The sequence below is a fragment of the Cochleicola gelatinilyticus genome, assembly GCF_001637325.1.
In the GTDB taxonomy this organism is placed as follows: Bacteria; Bacteroidota; Bacteroidia; order Flavobacteriales; family Flavobacteriaceae; genus Cochleicola; species Cochleicola gelatinilyticus.
In genome coordinates this window covers 112,550-137,346 of the sequence record NZ_LRXL01000053.1, presented here as the reverse complement: position 1 = coordinate 137,346, position 24,797 = coordinate 112,550, and the positions used below count along the sequence as shown (strand labels likewise).

General features: G+C 37.1%; 20 protein-coding genes. 8 read left to right on the top strand and 12 right to left on the bottom strand.

Annotated features, from left to right (window positions below):
* Positions 1-87: 87 nt before the first annotated feature.
* From ULVI_RS14950 to ULVI_RS14940, 3 genes are read right to left on the bottom strand one after another with little or no spacing between them, the layout of a single operon-like run.
* The gene (locus ULVI_RS14950) at positions 88-1,713 is read right to left on the bottom strand and encodes an ArnT family glycosyltransferase (RefSeq protein ID WP_068593610.1); all 1,626 of its coding nucleotides are present in this window, start codon (positions 1,711-1,713) and stop codon (positions 88-90) included.
* Positions 1,706-2,338 (bottom strand): lipid-A-disaccharide synthase N-terminal domain-containing protein, encoded by a 633-nt coding sequence (locus ULVI_RS14945; RefSeq protein ID WP_068593609.1) that lies wholly within the window; start codon positions 2,336-2,338, stop codon positions 1,706-1,708. Before ULVI_RS14945 ends, ULVI_RS14950 begins: the two co-directional genes overlap by 8 nt.
* On the bottom strand, positions 2,335-3,045 hold the full coding sequence (locus ULVI_RS14940; RefSeq protein ID WP_068593608.1) for a glycosyltransferase family 2 protein: 711 nt from the start codon (positions 3,043-3,045) through the stop codon (positions 2,335-2,337). The genes ULVI_RS14945 and ULVI_RS14940 overlap by 4 nt, the downstream gene beginning before the upstream one ends.
* A gap of 191 nt (positions 3,046-3,236) precedes the next feature.
* Between ULVI_RS14940 and ULVI_RS14935 the strand changes: the two genes are divergently transcribed.
* Positions 3,237-4,178, top strand: a complete 942-nt coding sequence (locus ULVI_RS14935; protein ID WP_068593607.1) for an NAD-dependent epimerase/dehydratase family protein — start codon at positions 3,237-3,239, stop codon at positions 4,176-4,178.
* On the opposite strand, the gene meaB is transcribed toward ULVI_RS14935, so the two are convergent.
* Complete coding sequence (gene meaB, locus ULVI_RS14930; RefSeq protein WP_068593606.1) at positions 4,171-5,256, bottom strand: methylmalonyl Co-A mutase-associated GTPase MeaB; 1,086 nt, start codon at positions 5,254-5,256, stop codon at positions 4,171-4,173. The genes ULVI_RS14935 and meaB overlap by 8 nt on opposite strands.
* A gap of 92 nt (positions 5,257-5,348) precedes the next feature.
* Here meaB and ULVI_RS14925 point away from each other — a divergent pair, with 92 nt between their 5' ends.
* The 4 genes from ULVI_RS14925 to ULVI_RS14910 all read left to right on the top strand — a co-directional run bounded on the left by ULVI_RS14925 (position 5,349) and on the right by ULVI_RS14910 (position 8,663).
* On the top strand, positions 5,349-5,780 hold the full coding sequence (locus tag ULVI_RS14925; protein ID WP_068593605.1) for an Ohr family peroxiredoxin: 432 nt from the start codon (positions 5,349-5,351) through the stop codon (positions 5,778-5,780).
* 355 nt (positions 5,781-6,135) lie between these two features.
* Positions 6,136-6,684 carry an RNA polymerase sigma factor gene (locus ULVI_RS14920; protein WP_082830894.1) on the top strand — a complete coding sequence of 183 codons (549 nt, stop codon included), beginning with the start codon at positions 6,136-6,138 and terminating at the stop codon, positions 6,682-6,684.
* A complete protein-coding gene (locus ULVI_RS14915; RefSeq protein WP_068593603.1) occupies positions 6,668-7,282 on the top strand; it encodes a hypothetical protein in 615 nt (204 codons plus the stop codon). The genes ULVI_RS14920 and ULVI_RS14915 overlap by 17 nt, the downstream gene beginning before the upstream one ends.
* Positions 7,254-8,663 (top strand): hypothetical protein, encoded by a 1,410-nt coding sequence (locus ULVI_RS14910; protein WP_068593602.1) that lies wholly within the window; start codon positions 7,254-7,256, stop codon positions 8,661-8,663. Before ULVI_RS14915 ends, ULVI_RS14910 begins: the two co-directional genes overlap by 29 nt.
* An 89-nt stretch (positions 8,664-8,752) precedes the next feature.
* On the opposite strand, the gene ULVI_RS14905 is transcribed toward ULVI_RS14910, so the two are convergent.
* The 5 genes from ULVI_RS14905 to ULVI_RS14885 form a co-directional block, all read right to left on the bottom strand.
* Positions 8,753-11,764: a T9SS type A sorting domain-containing protein gene (locus tag ULVI_RS14905; protein ID WP_068593601.1), complete on the bottom strand. Its 3,012-nt coding sequence runs from the start codon at positions 11,762-11,764 to the stop codon at positions 8,753-8,755.
* Between the two features lie 187 nt (positions 11,765-11,951).
* Complete coding sequence (locus ULVI_RS14900) at positions 11,952-12,428, bottom strand: DUF4199 domain-containing protein (protein WP_068593600.1); 477 nt, start codon at positions 12,426-12,428, stop codon at positions 11,952-11,954.
* Between the two features lie 89 nt (positions 12,429-12,517).
* Complete coding sequence (gene secA / locus ULVI_RS14895; protein ID WP_068593599.1) at positions 12,518-15,877, bottom strand: preprotein translocase subunit SecA; 3,360 nt, start codon at positions 15,875-15,877, stop codon at positions 12,518-12,520.
* A 229-nt stretch (positions 15,878-16,106) separates the two neighbouring features.
* Positions 16,107-16,328, bottom strand: a complete 222-nt coding sequence (locus ULVI_RS14890) for a DUF2795 domain-containing protein (RefSeq protein ID WP_013070580.1) — start codon at positions 16,326-16,328, stop codon at positions 16,107-16,109.
* Between the two features lie 144 nt (positions 16,329-16,472).
* On the bottom strand, positions 16,473-17,045 hold the full coding sequence (locus ULVI_RS14885) for a cob(I)yrinic acid a,c-diamide adenosyltransferase (RefSeq protein WP_068593598.1): 573 nt from the start codon (positions 17,043-17,045) through the stop codon (positions 16,473-16,475).
* A gap of 175 nt (positions 17,046-17,220) precedes the next feature.
* Between ULVI_RS14885 and ULVI_RS14880 the strand changes: the two genes are divergently transcribed.
* Positions 17,221-17,916, top strand: coding sequence for a sulfotransferase family protein (locus ULVI_RS14880; protein WP_068593597.1), 696 nt, complete (start codon positions 17,221-17,223; stop codon positions 17,914-17,916).
* A gap of 24 nt (positions 17,917-17,940) precedes the next feature.
* Here ULVI_RS14880 and ULVI_RS14875 read toward each other — a convergent pair whose 3' ends face one another.
* The 3 genes from ULVI_RS14875 to ULVI_RS14865 form a co-directional block, all read right to left on the bottom strand.
* On the bottom strand, positions 17,941-18,636 hold the full coding sequence (locus ULVI_RS14875) for an ABC transporter ATP-binding protein (protein ID WP_068593596.1): 696 nt from the start codon (positions 18,634-18,636) through the stop codon (positions 17,941-17,943).
* Between the two features lie 69 nt (positions 18,637-18,705).
* A complete protein-coding gene (locus tag ULVI_RS14870) occupies positions 18,706-19,476 on the bottom strand; it encodes an O-methyltransferase (RefSeq protein ID WP_068593595.1) in 771 nt (256 codons plus the stop codon).
* A gap of 79 nt (positions 19,477-19,555) precedes the next feature.
* On the bottom strand, positions 19,556-21,430 hold the full coding sequence (locus ULVI_RS14865) for an ABC-F family ATP-binding cassette domain-containing protein (RefSeq protein ID WP_068593594.1): 1,875 nt from the start codon (positions 21,428-21,430) through the stop codon (positions 19,556-19,558).
* A gap of 108 nt (positions 21,431-21,538) precedes the next feature.
* Here ULVI_RS14865 and ULVI_RS14860 point away from each other — a divergent pair, with 108 nt between their 5' ends.
* Together ULVI_RS14860 and ULVI_RS14855 are read left to right on the top strand one after the other, a co-directional pair.
* Positions 21,539-22,333, top strand: coding sequence for a polysaccharide biosynthesis/export family protein (locus ULVI_RS14860; RefSeq protein ID WP_068593593.1), 795 nt, complete (start codon positions 21,539-21,541; stop codon positions 22,331-22,333).
* Positions 22,330-24,783, top strand: a complete 2,454-nt coding sequence (locus ULVI_RS14855) for a polysaccharide biosynthesis tyrosine autokinase (protein ID WP_317039848.1) — start codon at positions 22,330-22,332, stop codon at positions 24,781-24,783. Before ULVI_RS14860 ends, ULVI_RS14855 begins: the two co-directional genes overlap by 4 nt.
* Positions 24,784-24,797 lie beyond the last annotated feature (14 nt).

The window sequence follows — 24,797 nt, the reverse complement described above, 5'->3', positions numbered from 1 at the left end:
TGATGTACTCACACAATTCTTGTTGAAGTATTTGTTTTTACTTTCTTTTCACAACTTACAAGAATAGGTTCATATAAAATCTACTGCTTAACGCCTCGTAACTACATATAAATCCCGATACAGTCGTGTTTTATGAGAACGGTCGTCTTTTCCTTTCGGGTTCATATCGTAGCGTTCTATTTTTTCTACGGAAAAGTTTTTAAATGTTTTCTGAAATCGCTCCTTGTTTTCAGCATCTACCAGTACTCCGAAACTTTTCTCTGAAGGAATTGTGGTTTCGTTTCCATCTGAAAGAATTTCGATAGTATCACCATAATCCCAAATTAATTCTGGTGTGAAATAACTAAACTCATACACCTTCAGTTTTGCTTGCTGCTCCCATTTTGCTAATTCTGAATACGATTTGTAATCTGGATTTACCGTAAGTGATTTTGCCATAGGCATTCCGAAGCAAATTACCGAAGCAATAAAAGCAATCGTTAAATAAAAAACCGGAGGAAAGTTTTTCCGATACAGATTCCGAAGTAATAAAAAACTAATACTTACTAAAGCTATTGAAAGTAAAATAAACCAGATCCATTTTCCGGCAAGAGAATCCTTCAGAAAAAAATATCCGCCAATTGGAAAAAAGATTCCTATACTGGCAATAAGAGTAAAATTAAAATATACAGGAAACGTCTCCCTTTTGTCTTTTAATTCAGAAAATCTTCGGAATAAATATTCAATATAAAATCCACTATTTAACGCCAATGGAATTAATACTGGCAACAGATATCGTGATTTTTTTTCAGGAATGATCGATAGTAATACTACGGAAAGAACTGTCCATAAAAATGTAAATAAATAGGCTTTTTTATTAAAAACACGGTCTTTTAGATAGGGGTACAATAGCCCAATAAAGGCAACGATGGTCCATACGCCACTTTGTGTAAAGAAACTCCAGTAGTAATAAAAGGGACGTACATTATAGCCAGTCCAATTGCTGGTTTCTTTTTCAGTGATTTCTGTAACGGCTGCCGTATCGTGTAGATAGGTGTAATAATGCCACCATCCCGAAAGTGCCAGTCCGACAACCAAAAACACCACTAATGGCAGAATGCGGGGTCTTAAGTTCTTGTATCTATAGACAATTCCAAAAGCTATTAGAAAGGGAAGAAGTAGGGCATATAGTGAAACAGGACCTTTGCTCATAAACGAACATCCAAAAAAGAAGGCGGCAATTAAAACATGTTGATACAGGTGTTTTTCTTGCGTAAAAAATCGATACAGCGAATAGATCGCTACCATCATAAAGCCATGGGTGAATATATCCCATTGTCCGTTTCTTCCGGAAAAAATAATGTAAAAAGAGGTCGACAGAATTAAAGAACTTATAAAAGCGTATCGTTTATTGCCTGTTACTTTTTCTGAAAGAAAGTAGGTGTATATCACCAATAAAACCGTAACAAGTGCTGCTGGAAGACGAAGTGCGGTAAGACTTTTAAGTCCGAAAAGCGCTCCCGATAAAGCGGTAAGCCAAGTAGGTAATGGAGGTTTTTGATACCGTGGTTCTCCATTAAGCGTCGTAAGTAGCCAATTGCCGTCGTTAAGCATTTCACGGGCAGTACTAAAGTTTCGTGCTTCCATGATATTTACGTACAAAGCGTCCAGATTGACAAAGAAAATAACCAAGCAGGTTAGTACTATCCAAAAGATGTAGTTGTTCTTACTCATGAGATGCCAGTTGTTTTTTCCAGATAAGAATGTTTCTTACATAAATAACCAATCCAGCTATATGACCTACGAATAATACGGGATCTTTCCGAAAGATGGCATAGGTTAAAATTAAAGAGGCACCAAGCACACTCATGCGCCAGAATCCGACAGGAAGTTCTGAGGATTTTGCCTTTTCAGAATACATCCATTGATAAATAAACCTAAAGGTGAACAATAGTTGTGACACAATGCCAAGTGAAATAAGCCAGACAGGGATCGCTTCGGTATTAAATAACGTTGCAAGATCGTATTCGCCATTATTATATGCGTACACAACGATTAATACGGGGAATAGAAGTAAAAAACCTTGTAATAATTTGGGTGATTTTTTCCATTCACCTTGTAATTGTAAATTTCGAATGTAGATGTAATAGGTAAGTGCCTGCCCGAGCATAATCGCAAAATCATCCCGCAAATACCCGTATACAAATAATAAAAATGATGCGAACAGACTGAGTTTCCAAAAGAGAGAAGGAGTAACAACTCGTTTGCTTTTTTCAGATAGAATCCACTGCACGATCAGCCTTCCTGAGAAAAGCAATTGCGCTAGAAAGCCAATGCCGTAGATCATCCAGTCGTTCATCCTTTCGTCGCGATCTCGTAGTTGATGTATTTTTTCTTCATCCAAAGGTAGGCGAAGCAGTCCATAAGCGGCCCCAATAAGCGATTCCATACTCCGAATTTCGCCGTTCCTGCAACCCTTGGAAAATGTTGAACAGGAACTTGTAGCACTTTACCATTTTGCAATAAGATCATGGCAGGTAAAAACCGATGCAATCCTTTAAACATGGGGATTTTCTTAGCATACTCAGTTTTAATCACCTTGAGAGGACAGCCAGTATCGTCCATTCCATCATGTGTAAATGCGCGTCGAATCCCATTGGCAATTGTAGAAGACATGTTTTTTACAAACGAATCTTTTCGGTTTGCCCGAACCCCTGTAACAAGATCGTATGGACCAATTTCTTTTAAAAGCAAATTAAAATCTTCGGGAGCGGTTTGTAAATCGCTGTCTATGTAGCCAGTTAATTCGGTTTCAATTGTGTCGAATCCGGCTTTGATTGCAGCGCTTAACCCACGATTTTCTTTAAAGTTGATGTAATTGAAAGCATCATTTCGTTGGCAAATGGCTTCAATAAGGGATTGACTGTTATCTTTCGAACCATCATTTACAAAAAGGATTGCAGTCTTCCGAAGAGCAATTTTTGTATACGCAAGTAATTCGGTCTCGACACGTTCCAGATTTTCTTCTTCATTATAGACAGGAACAATAATGGTAAACTCGTACATAAAGGTGCTGATTATGGGTGCAAAAGTAATTTTTTTATTCTGAAGAGAGATGCAATCTTACACGAACTGTTGTTTCGTTTTTTAAGAAGTTTTTCTGAAACCATTCTGCAACAATTCAATTTACGTACATTTGAAGCTTCAAAATAAGAATGAATCTGAAAATAAATATCTGACACGATCAGGTAGCTGCAATGAAAATATTAGTTACAGGCGCCGCCGGTTTCATAGGATCCCACCTGTCGGAACGCTTACATGCTATGGGACACGAAGTAATAGGAGTGGATAATTATTCCCCTTATTACGATATTGATTTAAAGAATCGCAATGCTCGTGTCTTAAAAGATAAGGGGATTTCTATCATCGATCTTGATATCAATTCGTATGAGTTAGCGGAGCATATGCCGAGCCACCTAGATTTTGTATTTCATTTGGCAGCTCATCCTGGAATATCGGACGCTTCTACATTCGATAATTATTTTAGTAATAATTTCCTCGGAACCCAGAGACTCATCGAATTTGTAGAAAGTTTCGAAAAGCAACCTTATTTTGTAAATATTGCCACTTCTTCCATTTATGGATTAGAAGCTACATATTCTGAAACGACGCCTCCTAAACCCGCGTCTTGGTATGGAGTTACAAAATTGGCTGCCGAACAATTAGTGTTAGCAAAAGTTCGTGAAAATAAATTGAAGGGTACGTCATTGCGACTCTTTTCTGTATATGGACCACGTGAACGCCCAGATAAATTATATACACGTTTAATAGATTGTGCGTTAAACAACACACATTTTCCTTTATTTGAAGGGAGTGAAAAACACCTTCGAAGCTTTACTTATGTTGGAGATATTATCGATGGGATGGTGAGCGTTATAGGGAAAGAGGATGTTTGTAACGGCGAAATATTTAACCTAGGAACAGAAAAAGAGAGCACTACTGCGAAAGGAATTGCTACTGTTGAGGGAATTTTAGAGACTCATATAAAAAAAGAAATACAACCACCGCGAGCTGGCGACCAGTCGAGAACAAAAGCAAATATCGATAAGGCAAGAGAATTATTAGATTACAATCCTCAAACAACTCTTGAGGAGGGATTGCAGCAACAAGTTAAGTGGTATAAAGACTCCTTTATGTAGCGGTGTTTTGAAGGAGGAATTCTGCTGCTTCAAAAGGAGTTGTTTCGTGTTGTTCTATTTTTTTAAGTTGCTCTTGCAAGGCGCTTTTTACCCATTCCTTTTCAAAAAAATCACTTTTTAAACGACTCTCTATTGTTTGAAGCAACCAGAACTTATTTTGTTGGTTTCTTTTTTCTGAAAAATATCCCGATGTTTTTGCTTCAGAAATATTCTTAGAAATCACCTCTAATACCGTATCTATACCTTCATTGGTGAGTGCACTGCACGTCAATGTTTTTGGAATCCAGCCATTATCTTTTGGAGGGTACAAATGAAGCGCACGGTTAAATTCGGTTTTTGCAAGTTTCGCTGCTTTTACATTCTCACCATCGGCCTTATTAATAACAATGGTATCTGCCATTTCCATGATACCTCGTTTAATTCCTTGAAGTTCATCACCAGCTCCCGCGAGTTTTAACAATAAAAAGAAATCGGTCATCGAATGTACCGCGGTTTCACTTTGCCCTACACCTACGGTTTCTATAATGATGTGATCGTATCCTGCTGCTTCGCACAATACAATGGTTTCGCGTGTCTTACGAGCCACACCACCCAAGGAGTCTCCACTAGCCGATGGACGAATAAAAGCATTGGGAGCTTTTACAAGGTCTTCCATTCGTGTCTTATCCCCTAGAATACTGCCTTTGCTAATTGAACTACTTGGGTCCACAGCCAATACCGCCACTTTATGACCTTTACTAACCAATAGCGTTCCAAATTGTTCGATAAACGTGCTTTTGCCAACACCTGGGACACCAGTAATCCCAATGCGAATAGATTGATTAGCATGTGGCAGACAAGCATCAATAATATCTTTTGCTTGCTGTCTGTGTTTTATAGCTGTGCTTTCTATACTAGTAATTGCTCGACTTAAAGCGGTTTTGTCACCCTTTAAAATTCCTTTTATAAGTTGCTGTGTTGTAGGTGGCGATTTTCGAACCTTCTTAAGTTTTTCTGCTGCAGTTGTACTGAGTGATTCAGGAGGCGTGATTCCATCTTTCTCGGCTAATGCGCTATGGTGTTTGGTCTTTTTAGCCATGAAGTGAATTTATGACAATTTTATGAATTTTGGTTTTAAAACCCCAATTTTCGGGGGTATATTGAGAATGTAAAATTATAAAAAAGAAAACAATGAAAACATTATATGAAGCAACTTCTACAGCAGTTGGCGGAAGATCAGGACATGTAAAAAGTGAAGATGGACCAATCGATTTTAATCTTTCTGTACCTAAAGGTATGGGTGGAGACGGTGGGGATGGAGCAAATCCTGAGCAATTATTTGGATCTGCCTATGCTGCATGTTTTGGTGGTGCGGTACAATCTGTAGCAAAATCAAAAAAAATAGATATCGATGATGATGCTATTAGTATTTCTGCAACCATCGGTTTTGGTAAAGATGAAGAAGGCGGATTTATGCTAGAAGCGACCTTAGACTGTTTTATACCAGGTGTTGATCTAGAAACTGGTGAAATGTTGGTAAATGAGGCGCACGAGGCGTGTCCATTTTCTAAAGCAACTCGCGATAATATTACCGTAACACTTAATTTGTTATTAGACGAATAGTCAAAATTAAATTTAAAAGTAATGAAAGCCTTTTCAACTATGAGAAGGCTTTTTTTATATTGTGGTTATACGCTATATACGATAAAATGTAAAGCTATTTATATCTAATAACACTATACAGTAATCTGGATTTAGCTCAACATATTTAAACCTTATTCATCATAGTGCAACTTATTCCACCATTTGTACGCTATTTTAAAATTAAAATTTTAGCAGTATTAATCTAGTACTACCCTATAATGATCGATTTCTAATTGATTAACTTATCTATGTTTTAATTTTTTTACTGAATTTTGAAACACTTTGAATTAATTGTCGTCTTTAAAACGAACAGCAACCAAAAAAACCATCAAGTTTGTCAGATTCATTACTTGTTGAACAATGTAGACAGCGTAACCGCACTGCCCAAATGACGCTTTATAAAAAGTATTGTGACGGGATGTTTATTATTGCCAACCGATACATGAGAGACACTGCAGCCGCTGAAGATGCGATGCAGGAAGCGTTTATAAAAGCGTTTCAAAAATTAAGTCAGTTCAAAGGGGACGTCACCTTTGGAGCCTGGCTAAAACGAATCGTGATTAATACCTGTCTTGATATGATCAAGGCGAAGAAAGCAGAAACCCAACCTATTAATGAAGAGGTGTTTCATATTGTAGAAGATGATAGTGAAGGGTGGACGGTTTCAGACGATACAACGATGGATGCCATTACAGAGGCGGTCGAAAAACTGCCTTACAATTACAGAATGGTGGTTACGCTTTTTTTAATAGAAGGATATGATCATCAAGAAATTTCAGGAATATTAGATATTTCTGAAAGCGCATCGCGAACTAATTTACATCGTGGGAAAGCACAATTAAAAGAACATTTAAAACACTTGCAATATGGCACAGGATATTAGAAAAATGCTGGAGCAGAAGGAAGAAACTTCCCGTCTGTCGGAAGGTCATGAAGCCCGATTTGAAGCAAGGCTCGAAAAGGCATTTCCTTCAGAAAAGGTAAATACACTTTCACACACATCGAAAGAAAATCCTTTGTTGTTATGGATGAAGATTGCAGCCGTAGCGGTGGTATTTATTGCTGTAGCTGCCTTTGGATGGTATTCTTTATCTGGCGACTCTATTAATGAAACACCGGCTGTAGCAGAAACAGCTTCAGAAAAAACTAGTAAAAAGAACATGACGCTGGCCGATATTTCTCCCGACCTTAAAAAGGTGGAAGATTATTACATGACAGGGATCAACCTTCAGTTAGCTTCCTTAAAAATTACCGATGATACCAAAGATATTATCGATGGATATATGAAACAACTGGCAGAGTTAGATGCCGAATACGAAGCATTAAATACAGAACTTACAGAAGTAGGTCCTTCAGAAGCAACCATCACCGCATTGATAGATAATTTGAAATTACGTTTGGAATTGCTGTTCAAACTGAAAAACAAATTAAAAGAACTTAAAAATCAAAACAATGAGCAATTTGAAACAATTGAAACATAGCATCATCGCCCTTGCGATTGGTGTGGGGTCGTTGTCTGCACAATCAGATTACAAAGAGACCTTTACGGTGAGCGACGATGTTGTGGTCGATGTAAATACATCGTATACGCAGATCGTATTCGAAACGTGGAATAAAAACAAAGTTGAGGTAGAAGCGAGAATCGAAGGTGATAACCTTTCCGAAGAAGAAAAGAAAGAAATTTTCGACGCTTGGGATTTTAATATTATGGGGAATAGCAAACGTGTAGTGGTGTCCTCGAACTCAGACAATCGCTATGGTGGTAGACCTATTGCGATGGAAATGATCCCGAATATGGACTTTATGGGACCTTTAATGGAAGAATTGTTGGGACCAATGCAGCGAAGTTTTAAAAATGTAAAGCTGCCCGAAAAGCTTATTCATGGTGTAGGAAATATTCAATTTGACTATGAGGAGTATCAAAAAGATGAGAAAGGATATATGAAGAAGTTCGAGAAGCAAATGGAGAAGAACTTTGGAAAGGATTTTGAACGTGATATGGAAGCTTGGGGTGAACAATTTGGAAAACAATTTGAAGAAAATTTTGGACCAGAGTTTGAAAAGAGAATGGAAGCCTGGGGAGAACAATTTGGAAAAGATTTTGAACAGAAAATGGAAGCTTGGGGTGAAAATTTTGGTCAACAAATGGAACAGGCATTTGGAGAAGACGGCGGTGAGTATTCAAAAAAAGTAATTACGAGTCCCAACGGTGGAAAAACAATTATCTATAAATCTGAACACAATTCACGACTGAAGGAGAAGAAAGCAAAGCGAACTTTAATTATTCGAATGCCTAAGAATGCAAAGACCGAAATTAATGTGCGACATGGCGAAATTAAAATGGCAGATGCCAGCAATGTGAGAGCAAATCTTAATTATTCACCTTTTACAGCAAACAGTATTGATGGGGCTCAAACCCTCATCAATGCTGCTTATGCCCCGGTAATCGTGAATAACTGGAACTATGGAACTTTATTTGTAAAATTTGTAGAGGATTGTACGATTGCAAATGCAGAAAGTATTAATCTAAAAGCTAATTCGAGCAATGTAAAATTGGGTGCTATTAGCAAAGATGCGCTATTGGAAGGCTCTTTTGGAGCTCTGGAAATTGGATCTGTCTCGAATAACTTTGAGAGAATAGACATTCGTTTGGAAAATACAGATGCAGTGATTCACGTTCCAAACACTGCTTTTTCATTTACATTCGATGGGAAGAAGTCTGGTTTGAGATATCCTAAATCGCTTCAATTAGATCAACAAAAACAATATGATCGTGTGTTGGTTACTGGTTTTAATAAAGCTAAAAATCCAAATCAGTTATTTAAAATAACAGCTAACTACAGCAATGTGAAGCTTCAATAGAAAGATTTCACTTAGATTATTTCTGTTTCAAAAAAAACCTCCGAAACGACTGTTCCGAAGGTTTAAAAACTAACTAATTTAAAGATCCCTTATTTTTTTATCAACTTCACAGTTTTCGCTGTTTTAGCAGCTTTAATTTGTGCAAGGTAAATTCCGCTCGATAATGCTTCTAAATTCATAGTTCCCGAAAGAGCATTAATTTGTTTCTGCATGATCTGTTGTCCTGAGATATTAAAAATGGTGACGTTTTCAATAACTTCAGAACTCTTTAAGGTGAGCATATTTTCTACCGGGTTAGGGTAATAAATAAAATCGGTAGTAGAAACAACATCTTCCACATTAAGAATCGTAGGAGCTAATTTAAGTACAAAACCAACAGTTGCATCTCCTTGTCTTCCTGACCCTACAATCGTACTTCCATCGGCAGAAATATCTAATGGAAGTGATAAAATAACTCCTTGTGTATCGATACCTAAAGATGCAGCGTATTCGTTTAATTCTATCACACCTTGCGCTTCGGTCCAAATAAAACCTTCTCCAAAAATAGCTGGTAATCCGTTAGGTCTGTAATAACCAATAGCGATTGTCCCATCTTCATTTAATCCGCTTGTTACTCCTCTGTAGCCAGCCGTTGTTGGTGGGCCTAGAGTTTCAATTCCAGTTTCTTGATTCCACCTCCATGCTTGGAAGTTGTTAGCAAAATTACCAATACCACCTACCCAAGCACCGTTGTTGGAGATTGTTTGTACTTCTCCAGCACCGTCTCCGTTGGGAAACTCAATGAGCTCTTGCACTCCGTTGATCCATACTGCACCTTGTCTAAAACCACTCGCTTGATCTTGCCATCCGCCAATTACTGTCCCGTCTAAATTGGTAGCGTTAGCTCTGCTAAAGGCGTTCGCTACGGTAGAGCCTAGATCGACCATACCTGTAGCTTCTGTCCAAGAGATAGCATGAGCATTGCCTTGACCTCCCCCAGCAGTGTAGCCTAAACCAACAATGGTCGTAGCATCACCAGAAATGGCGTGAGAAGAGCTAGCTTCCTGTCCATCATCACCGCCAATTCCTCCTAACGGGGTCCAAGTTTGTGTAGCCACGTCGTAACGACTTAGTTCTATTAATCCAGAATCGGAGTTAAATGAACTGGCACCAATTGTTAGCCCATCATCTGAAATACCAGTTTTACCACCAATTCCTGGTGCTGGAACAACCCCTCCAATGATTTGGAATCCTTCTGTTTCATTCCAAAGAAAGTGTTCGGCACTATATCCCGCAGCAGCTGATCCATTGTAATTCACTGATGTTACAAAACCACCAGTAGGTAATATAATAAGCTCTCCGTCTGATGGCGTAACATTAATCTTTACGTCCATATTAAATAATAGAAATCCTCCTGCTTCTGTACCGCTTGCTCCTGTGGTATGAACAGCTACATAATAGTCTCCTGTGGTAGTAGGCGTAAATGTTTCTGAAGCACTATATGCCATTGATTTTAAGTCGTTACCATCATTATTTCCAGGAAAAGTTCCTTGTTGAAGAATATTATTATAGGTAGCTAGAACATTCGTATAAGCAGCATTTGAACTGGGCGCATCGGTGATGACTAGTTCAAAATTTTCATTAGCAGTAGCGTTTCCAAGATTTAGTGCATTGTAGTCTGTTTCGATGAGGTATTCAATACCTGCTGTCATGCTAATTTTTTTGGTAAATGCCCAATCGTCTTTTTCCTCCAAGCTTATGTTGTTTGGTATTACGGCTACAATTGGATCATTTTCCCCATTACCAGTTATATCTACCGTAGCATTATAAGACCATTCGGGTGTTGTTTCGTCGGTATTCTCGTATGTCCAGCATTCTGGAGAACCTTCAGAAAAGTCTTCAAAATAAGGAGCTGTAGCCGCATCGGCACAGGTATCTATAATGGGCATTTCATTAACTGCCATATCGAAAATAAGAAATCCACCACCAGCAACTGAAGATCCAGTGGAGTGAATCGCCACATGATATTCGCCCGAGATAGTTGGTGTAAATCCTTCTTCTGCTAGATATGCCATAGTTTTAATGTCATTTCCATTTCCTGTTCCCGGAAATTGTCCTTCTTGGGTGACTCCAACATACGAGTTTAACATTTCAGAAAATGAGGCAGTTGAGCTTGGTTCGTTAGTGACCCAGAGTTCAAAATCTTCGAAAGAGGTTCCGTTTCCAAGATTTACAGCGTTATAGTGTGAGGAAAGGTAATAGGTGGTTCCAGCTTCCATTTGTATTTTCTGCGAAAAAATCCAATCATCCTTTTCGGGAAATTGTATTCCTACTGCGATTGATACATATACCGGATCGTTGGTGCCATCGGTATCGAAGTCTATTCCATCATTATAAGTCCACTCTGGAAGAATTTCATCGGTGTTTTCGATGGTCCAGCATTCGGGATCTCCATTACTAAAATCTTCTAAATAAGGAACTGTAGCAGCGGAACAGTCGGCAATAATTTCTTCGATTCCTGTACTAAAAAGTAAGAATCCTCCACCTTCTGTGCCATTCGATCCCAAGGCATGAATACCAATATAATATTCTCCAGATGTGGAAGGAGTAAATGTTTCAGAAGCAATATATGCTTGTGACTTCACGTCATTTCCGTCGTTAGAACCAGGAAAATCTCCTTGTTGTAAAATGTTATTATAAGTTCCAAGCACTTCTAGAAATGAGGCTGTAGAACTTTGATCGTTCAAAATTGCCAACTCGAAATTTTCGGAAGCAGTTGCATTACCTAAGTTTAAGGAATTATAAACTGCCTCTATCGTATAGGAAGTGCCTGCTGTGAGTTCAATTTTCTTAGAAAAAGCCCAATCGTCTTTTTCTTGAGCCGATACGTTGGGAGGGAATAATACTAAGATAGGGTCATTATTACCGTCGCCTGTAATGTCTACCCCGCTAGTATATGCCCAAACTGGCGCTGTAGCATCGGTGTTTTCATAACTCCAACATTGTGGAGTACCCGTATTAAAATCCTCATAATAGGGTAGTGTAGCAGCAGTTTCACAGTCTTGAGCTATGGCAAAAGATACACAGCAAAAAAACAGCATTGTAGTAAAAATTGATTTCATATTACTTTGATTTTATGTTAATTACTAACTTTAAAAATCAAATGTATAGAAATAGAGGGTTCACTTCGGTTAATGAACGGTTAACGGTAAAATTACGAGAGGGACATGAAAATTTATTTAAATACCGAATGTAAAGAAATGAACTAGATATTCTTACAATAATTTCCTACGGAATTTAAATAACGTGTTACTTTCTTCTCATAAATATAGCTACAATAGCTGAAGTTATTATTCCGCCTATCAAGGCACCGAAAAACGACTGAAGCATATAGCTGTTAAAGTTGAATACTTCATTAGCTTTTTTCATGGTCATTAAATCGTTTGTGACAGAATAATCGATTACGTTATTAAAGTATTCGGGGGTGATGTAATTATGTGTGATGTATTGCGCCAATGGTGATAATAATGCGACAAAGACCGACATTTTGAGTCCTGTTAAAAATCCTTGCATCCAAGTTAATTTTCCGCGGTACATTCTTCTTCTCTTTTCACGCATCACAAGAACTGTCATGAATATCCCAATAGGGAAGAAGAGGAGTGTTAACCAATAATGGTCGGCAATTTTTTCATCGTGCCATCCTAAAGTTTTTTCAAAGAGCATCCATAACAACATGGCAATGGTAAAAATAATCGCCCATTTAAATTCTATCTTGATGTGTTTCATGTTTACTTCTAGTTTGTAAAATTCTTTATAAGATACCAAAAAAAATCCCGAAACAAAATGCTTCGGGATGCGGGTTATTTGATTTGATTTTATTCATTAACTAGCACCCATTCTCCTTTTTGAAGTAAAGGGATTGCCTGTTTGTATTTAACTTCTTTACTCTCACCGCTCATAACATTTTTAATAGTAACTCTGTCGTTACGTCCAATTTTAGGTTGTTCGCGAACAATCGTCTCTGTTACTTGTTGTCGTTGAGATTGTGTATTTCCTGCGGCTCTAGATTGCGCAGCACGTTCATCCATATTAGGAATTTCTTCCTTTTGTTCGTTAAGTTTCTCTTTGTTACGAACTTCACGCGCTTCTTGAATTTGCTGCTGATTCTCCTGTGGGAGCTCTCCTTTAAACAGGAAGGAGATCACATCTTTATTTACCTTTTCGATCATGGCTTTAAACAATTCGAAAGCTTCAAACTTGTAAATAAGCAACGGATCTTTTTGTTCGTGAACCGCAAGCTGAACCGATTGTTTTAACTCATCCATTTTACGAAGGTGTGTTTTCCACGCATCATCAATGATTGCTAACGTAATGTTTTTTTCGAAATCTTGAATTAACTGCTTCCCTTTGGTTTCGTAAGCTTTTTCAAGATCGGTTGCCACATTTAGTGTTTTTACACCGTCGGTAAAAGGAACTAGAATTCGCTTGTACTTTTCTTTCTGAGTCTCGTATACATTTTCGATAACAGGAAATGCCATCTCTGCATTGCGAGTCATCTTATCTTGATAGTGCTGATATGCAGCTTTATATACCACACCTGCGATTTTCTGAGTATCCATTTTCTCGAATTCTTCAGAAGAAATAGGTGAGCTCATAGAGAAATAACGAATTAATTCAAACTCGAAATTTTTATAATCTTGGGCTAGTTTGTTAGATTCTGCGATAACTTCGGAAGTATCATAAATCATGTTTGCGATATCTACACGCAATCGCTCTCCAAATAATGCATGGTGACGACGTTTGTACACCACTTCACGCTGAGCGTTCATTACATCATCGTATTCTAGTAATCGTTTACGAACCCCAAAGTTATTTTCTTCAACTTTTTTCTGTGCTCTTTCAATCGATTTTGAGATCATAGAATGCTGAATTACTTCGCCTTCTTTTAATCCCATTCTATCCATCATCTTAGCAATTCGTTCGCTTCCGAAGAGACGCATTAAATTATCTTCCAAAGAAACGTAGAACTGTGAACTTCCTGGGTCTCCTTGACGTCCACTACGACCTCTTAGCTGTCTATCAACACGTCGTGAATCGTGACGTTCGGTACCAATAATAGCAAGTCCACCGGCTTTCTTTACTTCGTCACTTAATTTAATATCGGTACCACGCCCTGCCATGTTTGTAGCAATAGTTACCACTCCAGCATTTCCGGCTTCTGCAACAATATCTGCTTCCCTTTTATGCAATTTTGCGTTTAATACATTATGCGGAACATTTCGCATGCTGAGGGTACGACTTAATATTTCTGAAATTTCTACGGAAGTGGTTCCAATTAATACTGGGCGTCCCGCTCTTGAAAGGTCGGTCACTTCGTCGATTACTGCATTGTATTTTTCACGCTTGGTCTTGTAAATTTTATCTTCTCTGTCGAAACGTGCGATTGGTCGGTTGGTTGGAATTTCAACTACATCTAATTTATAGATCTCCCAAAGTTCACCTGCTTCTGTTACCGCAGTACCTGTCATCCCGGCAAGTTTACGGTACATTCTAAAGTAGTTTTGAAGCGTTACCGTAGCGAAAGTTTGGGTCATCGCTTCGATCTTTACATTTTCTTTAGCTTCAATCGCTTGGTGGAGACCGTCACTGTAACGACGACCATCCATGATACGTCCTGTTTGCTCATCGACGATCATTACTTTGTTTTCCATGACCACATACTGCGTATCTTTTACAAATAGCGTAAAAGCTTTTAGTAATTGGTTCATCGTGTGAATTCGTTCACTCTTAATACCGAAATCACGGAAGAGTTCTTCTTTTAATTCGGCTTCTTCTTCTGAAGGAAGTTCTTTTGCTTCAATTTTAGCAATTTCCAATCCGATCTCGGGCATCACGAAGAAATCAGGATCGTCTTCTCCTGAAAGGAAATTAACTCCTTTATCGGTTAATTCTATCTGATTGTTCTTTTCATCGATCACGAAATAAAGTTCGGCATCTACTTTCGGCATTTCCCGATTGTTATCTGCCATGTACGTATTTTCGGTCTTCTGAAGTATTTGCTTTACACCTTCTTCTGAAAGAAATTTAATGAGGGCTTTATTCTTGGGTAATCCTCGATAGACTCTTAAAAGTTGAAAACCACCTTCTTTTACATCTCCTTCAGCAATTAATTTTTTAGCATCTGCAAGAACTCCCGTAAGATATTTACGTTGAACTTCAACAATATCTTGGATTTTTGGTTTTAGTTCATTGAATTCGTGTCGGTCTCCTTCAGGAACTTGTCCAGAAATAATTAATGGAGTACGAGCATCATCAATTAAAACCGAATCGACCTCATCGACAATAGCATAATGATGCGGGCGTTGTACTAGATCCTGCGGAGCGTGCGCCATATTATCTCTTAGGTAGTCGAATCCAAATTCGTTGTTCGTACCATATGTAATATCTGAATTGTATGCCTTTCTTCGCTCTGGTGAATTGGGTCTGTGGTAATCAATACAATCTACAGTCATTCCATGAAATTCGAAGATTGGTGCCATCCACGCACTATCACGTTTTGCAAGGTAGTCGTTAACGGTTACAAGATGCACACCGTTTCCTGCAAGCGCATTTAGATATACTGGTAAGGTAGCTACTAATGTTTTTCCTTCCCCTGTGTGCATTTCTGCAGCTTTTCCTTGGTGTAAAGCAACACCACCAATAAGCTGTACATCGTAATGAACCATATCCCAGGTTACTTCTTTTCCGGCTGCATCCCACGAGTTTTTCCAGATAGCTTGATCCCCTTCTAAGGTTACATACTCTTTTTCTCCAGAAAGTTCTCGGTCGAAAGGTGTGGCGGTAACGGTAAGAGTTTTATTGTTTTTAAAGCGTTTTGCAGTTTCTTTTACAACTGCAAAAGCTTCGGGAAGAATAGTATCGAGGGTTAATTTTTCAATGTCGTAACGGGTTTCTTTTAAGGTATCGATCTCATTGTAGATATCTTCCTTTTTGTCGATATCTTCCATTGCTTCGGCTTCCTTTTCCAAAGCATCTATTTGTGTCTGGATCTCTTTTTGGTCTTCTTTAATCTGAGCACGAAACTCGTCCGATTTTCCCCGCAAACCGTCTAATGAAAGTTGTTCCATTGCGGCTTCGTGTTTTTTTATTTTATCAACAAAGGGTTGTATATCGCTAATATCCTTCTTCGATTTATCTCCTACAAAAACTTTTAATACGCTGTCTAAAAATCCCATGATTTACTATTGTGTTATTCACTCTTGTGTCTACGATAAAGTATCGTTTAACTACTTACAAAAAAACTGTAAAAAAACAACACTACCAAAGGCAGTATGGTTTTTATACCTTCTTTTTAGAGCAAAAAAAAAGCCTCTTTAACAGAGACTTTTTTTAGATTATTAATATAGGTTATACGCTGTTGCCAACGTGTTTATTTTATTTTGAACCGATACTAGTAATTGCTTACTAGTATTCATCTTCATTCCACAGATAGTCATCATCTGTTGGATAGTCCGGCCAAATCTCTTCGATAGAGTCGTACGAGTCGCCTTCGTCTTCGATTGCTTGTAAATTTTCTACAACTTCCAAAGGAGCTCCTGTACGAATTGCGTAATCGATCAATTCGTCTTTTGTTGCCGGCCAAGGTGCATCACTTAAATAGGATGCTAATTCTAACGTCCAGTACATTATACTTAGGGTTTAATTTTCTGCAAAAATAATTTTTTAGATTAAAAAGTCAAGAAAAATCGTAATTATTTCTACTATATTTTTAAGAACGTTTATAAAATACTAAAAATCAGTATTTTACAGGGTAACTTTCTGAAGCCATTATTAGAGTTTTTCTGGTACCCATTTAATTTCTTCAGCTTGCAGGTCATAGGTCAACTTTCGTGCCAGCACAAACAGGTAGTCTGATAATCGGTTTAAATATGTTAAAACAAGTGAGTCTATAGGTTCTTGTTCATGTAGTAGAGTGGCAAGTCGCTCGGCACGACGGCATATACAGCGGGCTATGTGACAATGTGACACGGAAGAGTGCCCTCCTGGAAGTATAAAATGTGTCATTTGCGGAAGTGTTTCATTCATGCTGTCCATTTCGTCTTCCAGTTGTTTAATATCTGCTTCGTTGATCTTCGGAATGTTAAGTCGTTCTTTCCCGCTTTTAAGCATTGCTTTTTCAGGATCTGTCGCCAGAATGGCACCCAATGTAAAAAGTCTATCTTGAACACGTATAAGTACTTCTTTCGAATGAGTGTCAATTTCTTGATCTCGGATAAGTCCTATATAAGAGTTTAACTCATCTACGGTACCATAGCTTTCAATTCGAATGTGGTGTTTTGGCACACGGGTACCGCCAAATAAAGCTGTGGTTCCCTTGTCTCCGGTTTTAGTATATATTTTCATAAAAAAAATAATTTCAATTTTAGGGCTATATGCCGCTTCATATATTTAAAATGTAAGGCTTTCTATAGATTTATATGGTATAATATAAGCAGCAGTATAGCATATACAAATATAATAGAAGCTACTTCTTCAGCGAGATAAAAATTGTAAGTTTGTTTTTATAGAATTTAAGTATATGTTGTTTCCTGAATTAGCTAGAGGCGAGATTGATAGTATGAAAGTGTCTTCCTATTGGGTAAAAGGAATTTTTAGACGTGTATTTCAAAAGAGAAAAAAGAAAGTTTTTGTTATAGGTTTTCATAAAACAGGAACTTCAAGCATGGGGCATGCGCTTCAGGAGTTGGGATATAGAGTCTGCGGAAGTTTAAAGGAAGGGAAATACCTTGCAAATAGCGATACTTCCTTTCTTACCCATCTCTTTCAGAAGGCACAGCCGTTATTAAAAAAGTACGATGCATTTCAAGATACTCCTTGGTTTTTAATGTACGAAGAACTGTATAATAAATACCCCGATGCATATTTTATATTGACCGTTCGTGATGCTAAATCGTGGTTAAAAAGCTACCAAAAGCACTTTAAAACAGATGGATATTTGTATCACGATGAAATTTATGGAACTTTAGATAGTATTAATGAGGCAGCAATTTTTATAAAGAGATACGAAGCTCATGTAGCTAATGTTAGAGATTTTTTTTCTTCCAAAGGAAAGCTTTTAGAATTTAGGACAGGACATGATGAATGGAGAAAATTAACCGATTTTTTAAATGTAAAAACACCAAATACAGTTTTTCCACATTCTAACAAGGCCCAGCATTCTATATGGATGAGGTCTTTTAAAAAAAGTTTAAAACGACTGTACTATCGCTCCTAATTAGAATGTAACATTTTTATTAGATTAAGAAAGCACTTTATTTTTTACATCACTCTCTACCATGCCATCTCTTAAGCGAATTACTCGGTGGGCATGCTCTGCTACTTCTTCTTCGTGGGTTACTAAAATAACTGTGTTTCCGGCCGCGTGAATGGCATCGAATAAACCCATGATCTCTAACGAAGTTTTCGAATCTAAATTTCCAGTGGGTTCATCTGCTAATATAATAGAAGGTTTATTTACGAGCGCACGCCCTACTGCTACACGTTGTCTTTGTCCTCCAGAAAGCTGGTTCGGTTTATGGTCCATACGATCTGCAAGCCCCACATCTTTTAAAACTTCTTCGGCACGAACTTTTCGTTCAGCTTTCGAAGCTCCTGCATACACCATTGGCAAGGCTACATTTTCTAACGCTGTAGTTCGAGGAAGTAAGTTAAAGGTTTGAAATACAAAACCAATTTCTTTATTTCGAATCTCGGCTAATTCATCGTCAGACATGTTGCTAACATCGTGTCCATTAAGTTCGTAAGTTCCAGCTGTTGGTGTGTCGAGACATCCTAGTAAATTCATTAATGTAGATTTTCCCGAACCTGAAGGCCCCATTAGGGCAACATATTCACCAACTTCAATATCGAGGTCGATTCCCTTTAAAACTTTTACAATTTCTTGCCCAAGGGGAAAATCTCTTTTTATGCCTCTAATTTTTATAACTAAACTCATACACTTTTGTCGGTTTATATCTTTTGCAAGATACTCATTTCACGATAAGACGTTGTACTGTTCACCTTGTTACACTCTAATTTTAAAATGTTGTTTTTTTTGTTCTTTTCTGAAAAAAAGTAAGCCCCATTGAAATGTATCTATACTTACAGTTACTTTTGGATGCTTGCAGACTATATTCCATGCTGCTGTCATTTCTAAGCTCCAGTAAATATCGTCAAAGATTATTATAGAATCATTAGTAATATTTGGCAATAGGCTTTCAAAATACTGAAGCGTTTTTTCTTTTGAATGACTTCCGTCGATAAATACGAGAGAAACAGGTTCTTTATAACGGGTTAGAAAAGATTCAAATTTCTCTTGAAATAATTCGATGTTCTGAAGCTGAAATTGTTCGAAATACTTCTTTGCAATAGTTGCAGTTTGGGGGCAACCTTCTACCGTACTTATTTTTCCAGAAGGATTTCCAAGGGATAATGCAACTGTTGCCATACCTAACGAAGTGCCAAGTTCGAGCGTAGTTTCTGCAGAGAAGTAGTTGCTTAATCTAAATAATAGACGTTGTCTCTTTCTTGTTATTCCCGCATTTTTTGCAATGGCTGAAACTTGACGTTCTTTCGATGTGAATACTCTTGATCCTGCTCCAAAATCTGTAACCGAAATTGTTTCAGAAGTAAGAGTTAATTCTTTTCGATGTGCTTTCAGAAGTAAATATTCTTTGTACTTCTTTTTGTCGTAAAAGCATTTCGTAACAAGGTTGTAAACAAATGGCGAGTGAACTCCATGCGCATTTGTGGAGCTAAATAAAAATTGGATGTATGATTTAATTTGGTGATACACGAATTTTAAAACTATTAGGGCATTTTAAAGTGAGTAGTGTTACGTGATAATGTTTTTAAAATTAATCTTTAATTTCGTTTCACCCTTCTTCCATTTTTGCGGATAATTCGAACCACCGTTCTGTTTTACTATCGATAGCATCCATTATTTTTTGAAGGTGTTGCGATTGTTTGTCTATCTCTTCACCGTCCCAATTTTCGGTTGCAAATTTATTTTGAAGGGTTTCTCGATCTTTTTCAAGTTTTGCTATTTCTTTTTCTAATTTCTTATACTCTTTCTGCTCGTTGTAGCTTAGTTTGGCCTTTTCATTTCCATCTTTCCAGTCGTTTTTTGTTTTCGAATCACTTTCAGAAGGTATTGGTTTTTCTGAAGGAGTACTATCCTCATACGTGCGGAAATCGGAATAATTCCCAGGAAAATCTTGAATTACTCCATCTCCTCGAAACACAAATAAATGATCTACTATCTTATCCATAAAATATCGGTCGTGCGAAACTACGATTAGGCAACCTGGAAAATCCAGTAAAAAACTTTCAAGTACGTTGAGTGTTACAATATCGAGATCGTTGGTAGGTTCATCGAGAATAAGAAAGTTCGGATTTCGAATTAAAACCGTACAGAGGTAAAGGCGTTTTCGCTCACCACCGCTCAATTTATCTACAAAATCATATTGTTTTTTGCGATCGAATAAAAACCGTTCTAGAAGTTGTTGTGCAGAAATCTGTTTTCCTTTTTTAAGAGGAATGTAATCACCAAAATCACGTACAACATCGATTACTTTTTGCCCTGGTTTTATTGCAATTCCTTTTTGTGTGTAATATCCAAATTTTACGGTTTCACCAATCACTACTTTTCCCGAATCGGGCACCATGTTTCCGGTTACGATGTTTAAAAATGTAGATTTTCCAGTTCCGTTTTTTCCAATAATTCCTACACGTTCTCCCCGTAAAAAATTATGTTCGAAATTTTGAAATAGCTTTTTTTCGTCGAACGATTTAGAGATGTTGTGTAACTCGACCACTTTTGTTCCTAATCGCTCCATGTTTAATTCGAGTTGCACTTCATGGTCGTTTCTTCGTTGATGTGCGCGCGACTTAATATCGCTAAAGTCGTCTATTCTCGATTTACTTTTAGTAGTTCGTGCCTTTGGTTGGCGACGCATCCAATCGAGTTCTTTTTTATAAAGTTGTTTTGCTTTGGCAGTTTCTGTGGCTTCATTCTCGATTCGTGCATCTCGTTTCTCTAAATAATAGCTGTAGTTTCCTTTATAGCTATATAGCTTTCCTTCATCGAGTTCAACAATTTCATTACAGACTCTTTCTAAAAAATAACGGTCGTGTGTTACCATGAATAGAGTGAAATTCTCTTTGGCAAAGAGTTCTTCTAGCCATTCGATCATTTCCAAGTCTAGGTGGTTGGTAGGCTCATCCATCACCAACAGATCGGGTTGTGTGAGTAAGGCATTCGCCAATGCAAGCCGTTTTTTTTGTCCTCCGCTTAATTTCCCAACTTTTTGTGAGAGGTCTTCCAGTTTTAATTTAAATAGAATTTGTTTGTAGCGAGTTTCAAAATCCCAAGCGTTATTTGCATCCATCGCATCGAATGCCTTTTGGTACAGTTCTGCATCATGTGAATTTTGCAGGGCTTTCTCGTACGTTGAGATTATTTTAAGAATGGGGTTCTTTGAAGCAAAAATGGTTTCTTCTATAGTAAGCTTAGGATCTAAATTAGGTTCTTGCGAAAGAAAAGCGACCGTTAAGTTTTTACGGTAGACGACATTTCCTTCATCGGGAGCTTCTTTTCCAGAAAGAATATTGAGCATTGATGTTTTTCCGGTTCCGTTTTTAGCTACGAATCCAATTTTTTGTCCGGCGTTAATTCCGAAGGAAATATGTTGAAAGAGGATTCTTTCCCCATAAGATTTTGATATATTTTCGACAGATAGGTAATTCACGTATTTTAATTTTTTTCAAAAATAGGTGGAAATTATGGAGTTATCTCAAATAATATTTTGTTATTATCGTTTATGCGTTATATTTGTCGATTAACAACCCCGCAATCTATGAAGCTGACCTCATTCGTGCTGCTACTTTTAGCATTTATTAGCATGTCGTCCTGTGTTTCTACTAAGCAGTTGACATATCTTCAAGAACAAGAATATGCTGTGGATAGTCTTGTAACTGTAAGGAAAATTCAAGAGCCTTATCGTGTTCAAGTAAACGATTTATTGAGTATTCGGGTAAAAGCACTAGATCAAGAAACTGTTGGAATTTTTAATCCGATTAACGATGCTAATTCTTCAGCCACAGGGGAGGAACGATTGTATTACGATGGATTTGTAGTTGATCTTCATGGTAATATTCGCATTCCTAGCTTGGGGGAGTTGCCCGTATTAGGACTGACAGTTGAAGAGATTAGGGAAATGATAGAAGCGCGTTTATTAAGAGATTTCTTTAAAGAAGAAGCTAATATTTTCGTGACGGCAAAATTAGCAGGAATACGATATACTATTAATGGTGAAATAAGTAGTCCAGGGTCTAATATTATATATAGAGATCAAGTTTCTATAATGGAGGCAATTGCTAATAGCGGTGATATTACCGTTACTGGTGATCGTCAAAATGTAGTGATTGTAAGGCAATACCCTTTAGGTCAAAAAGTACATCATATTGATCTAACACGTATAGATGCTATGAACTCACCGTATTATTACATTCGTCCTAATGATTTAATATTAATTAATCCGTTACCACAAAAATCTATAGGTACCGGAACTACAGGTTTGCAATCTTTTACCACAATACTTAGTATAGTTACAGCGCTGGCAACAGCTACATTATTATTTATACGATTATGATGAGCGAGGAAAACGATGTACACGATGCACATACTACCTTCGATTTTAAGGCATTTCTTTATACACTTATAAGCTATTGGCCTTTGTTTCTTATTTCTTTAGCGATAGGTTTTGGGATTGCTTATTTTGTAAATATTCGAAAATTGCCCATTTATCAGTTAGAGAATATGATCTCTATCAAAGATGATCAGAATCCATTTTTTACTAGTAATACAAGTCTAACGTTTAATTGGGGTGGAACCACAGATAAGGTTAATACGGCAATTATAACTCTTCGATCTAGATCTCATAATGAGAAGGTTGTTGAAAGACTCCAGTATTACGTTTCGTATGCAATTGATGGGGAGTATCAACAAATCGATGCTTATAAAAAAACACCTTTCTTTTTTGAAGTAGATACCTCAAAATCTCAGTTACTAGGCCAACAATTGAAGGTTATTTTTCAAGATTCAATTACTTTTTCTATAGAAACCGATTTTCTAGGGAGTAGTGTACGAGGACAAAATTTTACTACGAGGGAGATTTCTAGTATACCCGTGGAAATGGGCAGTTTTAAGCAAACCTTTAAAATAGGGGAGAAAATAAATTTACCTTTTTTTAGCGGAACTTTTGTTCCTAATACAGAGATAGGCGTGGTTACAGGGAAAACGTATTACCTTTCTTTTAATCAGTTTGATAATGCTGTTAAAAAGTTTATGGCCATTAATGTTACTCCAGAAAGCAAAGGGTCCTCGATTTTAAAATTACGTTTATTAGGTAAAAACAAAGCTAAAATTGTAGATTATTTAAATACTTCGGTTGCAGTATTGAGTGATAATATGCTGGAACGAAAAAATCTTTTTGCAACCAAAACAATTCGTTTTATCGATAGCAGTCTTACTGAAAAGTCTGAAGAGTTGCAGGGAGTTGAAAAAGAGCTCAATAATTTTAAAAATAAAAATGCCATTTTCGACCTTGAAATTGAAGGAAATGATATTAATATTAAATTAAATCAACTTGATATTCGTAAAGAAAGTGCCATTCGTGAACTTAACTATTACAATGTATTAGAAAGTTATCTTGTAAGTCGTTCCGATTATAGTGACGTACCAGCACCTTCTGTCGCCGGTATTGGAGAAGCTAGTATTGTTGGTGGGGTTGGTAGAATCATAGAATTGGCTGAAGAACGTAATAAATTACAATATTCATTTAAGGAAGGAGCTCCTATATTTTCAGATATTGATCGTAGGATAAATGCAGTAAAATCTGTTCTTTTAGAAAATATTAGGTCTTCAAAGAGTATTAAAAACCAAGAGCTTTCTAATTTAAACAGAGAAATTTCTGGATATGAATCACAGATTAGAAGCCTTCCGAAGGAACAACAAGAATTACTAAAGATTGAGCGCCGTTATAATTTAAGCCAGGGAACATACGATCTATTTCTTGCAAAGCGTAGTGAAGCTGGCTTGGTAAAAGCTGCAAATGTAAGTGATGTACTCGTGATTGATCCAGCAAAAGATACAGGTGCAGGAAAAGTAGGGCCAAACACTACTTTAAATTACATGATGGCCGGTCTTTTTGGATTTTTAATTCCTTTTGTATTCGTTTTTTTACGGGTGTTTTTTAATACCAAGATACATTCTGTAAAAGATGTAGAGCGATTGTCGAAAATCCCAATTTTAGGGGCTATCGGAAAAAGTCACATTACTGGAAATCTCGCTGTGTTAGATACACCAAAATCTGCAATTGCAGAATCGTTTAGAGCATTGCGATCCAGTTTGCAGTTTTTATATAAAAAGCAAGGAGTAGAAGGTGCAAAAACGGTTTTGGTAACTTCTTCTGTTAGTGGTGAAGGAAAAACATTTACATCAATTAATATCGCTTCGGTATTGGCATTGAGCGAAAAGAAAACTGTATTGGTAGGTTTAGACCTTCGTAAACCAAAAATATTTGGAGATTTCGATATCGATAATTCTATTGGAGTGGTAAATTATCTTATCAGCGACTCATCACTTTCAGGAATAGTTCAAAAAACCATGTTGCCTAGTTTAGATGTAATAACATCAGGACCAATTCCGCCAAATCCTTCAGAATTATTAATGAGCAGCCGAATGGAGGATCTCATTAATGAATTAAAAGAAGAGTACGATTATGTAATTTTAGATTCACCGCCACTTGGACTGGTAGCAGATTCACTTGAATTAATAAAATTTGCAGATGCTACGTTATATATTGTGCGTCAAAATTACACCAAAAAAGGGATGTTTGGTCTTGTAAACGAAAAGTATAAAACAGGAGAGATTACCAACCTTAGCTTTGTTCTTAATTATTACGAAGAAAAAGCACAACATGGTTATGGTTATGGCTATGGCTACGGTTATGGTTACGGAAATTATGCCAATGGTTACCACGAGGATGTGAAAAAACCAAGTTTATGGGAAAAAATAAAGAATGTTTTTAAGCGTAAATAAATGTATTAAAAGTA

Coding starts and splice junctions, on each gene's coding strand:
- ULVI_RS14935 (WP_068593607.1), top strand. CDS start 3,237: ATGAAAATATTAGTTACAGGCGCCGCCGGTTTCATAGGATCCCACCTG.
- secA (WP_068593599.1), bottom strand. CDS start 15,877: ATGGGATTTTTAGACAGCGTATTAAAAGTTTTTGTAGGAGATAAATCG.
- ULVI_RS14885 (WP_068593598.1), bottom strand. CDS start 17,045: ATGAAAATATATACTAAAACCGGAGACAAGGGAACCACAGCTTTATTT.
- ULVI_RS14905 (WP_068593601.1), bottom strand. CDS start 11,764: ATGAAATCAATTTTTACTACAATGCTGTTTTTTTGCTGTGTATCTTTT.
- ULVI_RS14880 (WP_068593597.1), top strand. CDS start 17,221: ATGTTGTTTCCTGAATTAGCTAGAGGCGAGATTGATAGTATGAAAGTG.
- ULVI_RS14940 (WP_068593608.1), bottom strand. CDS start 3,045: ATGTACGAGTTTACCATTATTGTTCCTGTCTATAATGAAGAAGAAAAT.
- ULVI_RS14950 (WP_068593610.1), bottom strand. CDS start 1,713: ATGAGTAAGAACAACTACATCTTTTGGATAGTACTAACCTGCTTGGTT.
- ULVI_RS14890 (WP_013070580.1), bottom strand. CDS start 16,328: ATGTACTGGACGTTAGAATTAGCATCCTATTTAAGTGATGCACCTTGG.
- meaB (WP_068593606.1), bottom strand. CDS start 5,256: ATGGCTAAAAAGACCAAACACCATAGCGCATTAGCCGAGAAAGATGGA.
- ULVI_RS14945 (WP_068593609.1), bottom strand. CDS start 2,338: ATGAACGACTGGATGATCTACGGCATTGGCTTTCTAGCGCAATTGCTT.
- ULVI_RS14910 (WP_068593602.1), top strand. CDS start 7,254: ATGAGCAATTTGAAACAATTGAAACATAGCATCATCGCCCTTGCGATT.
- ULVI_RS14875 (WP_068593596.1), bottom strand. CDS start 18,636: ATGAGTTTAGTTATAAAAATTAGAGGCATAAAAAGAGATTTTCCCCTT.
- ULVI_RS14855 (WP_317039848.1), top strand. CDS start 22,330: ATGATGAGCGAGGAAAACGATGTACACGATGCACATACTACCTTCGAT.
- ULVI_RS14925 (WP_068593605.1), top strand. CDS start 5,349: ATGAAAACATTATATGAAGCAACTTCTACAGCAGTTGGCGGAAGATCA.
- ULVI_RS14900 (WP_068593600.1), bottom strand. CDS start 12,428: ATGAAACACATCAAGATAGAATTTAAATGGGCGATTATTTTTACCATT.
- ULVI_RS14915 (WP_068593603.1), top strand. CDS start 6,668: ATGGCACAGGATATTAGAAAAATGCTGGAGCAGAAGGAAGAAACTTCC.
- ULVI_RS14860 (WP_068593593.1), top strand. CDS start 21,539: ATGAAGCTGACCTCATTCGTGCTGCTACTTTTAGCATTTATTAGCATG.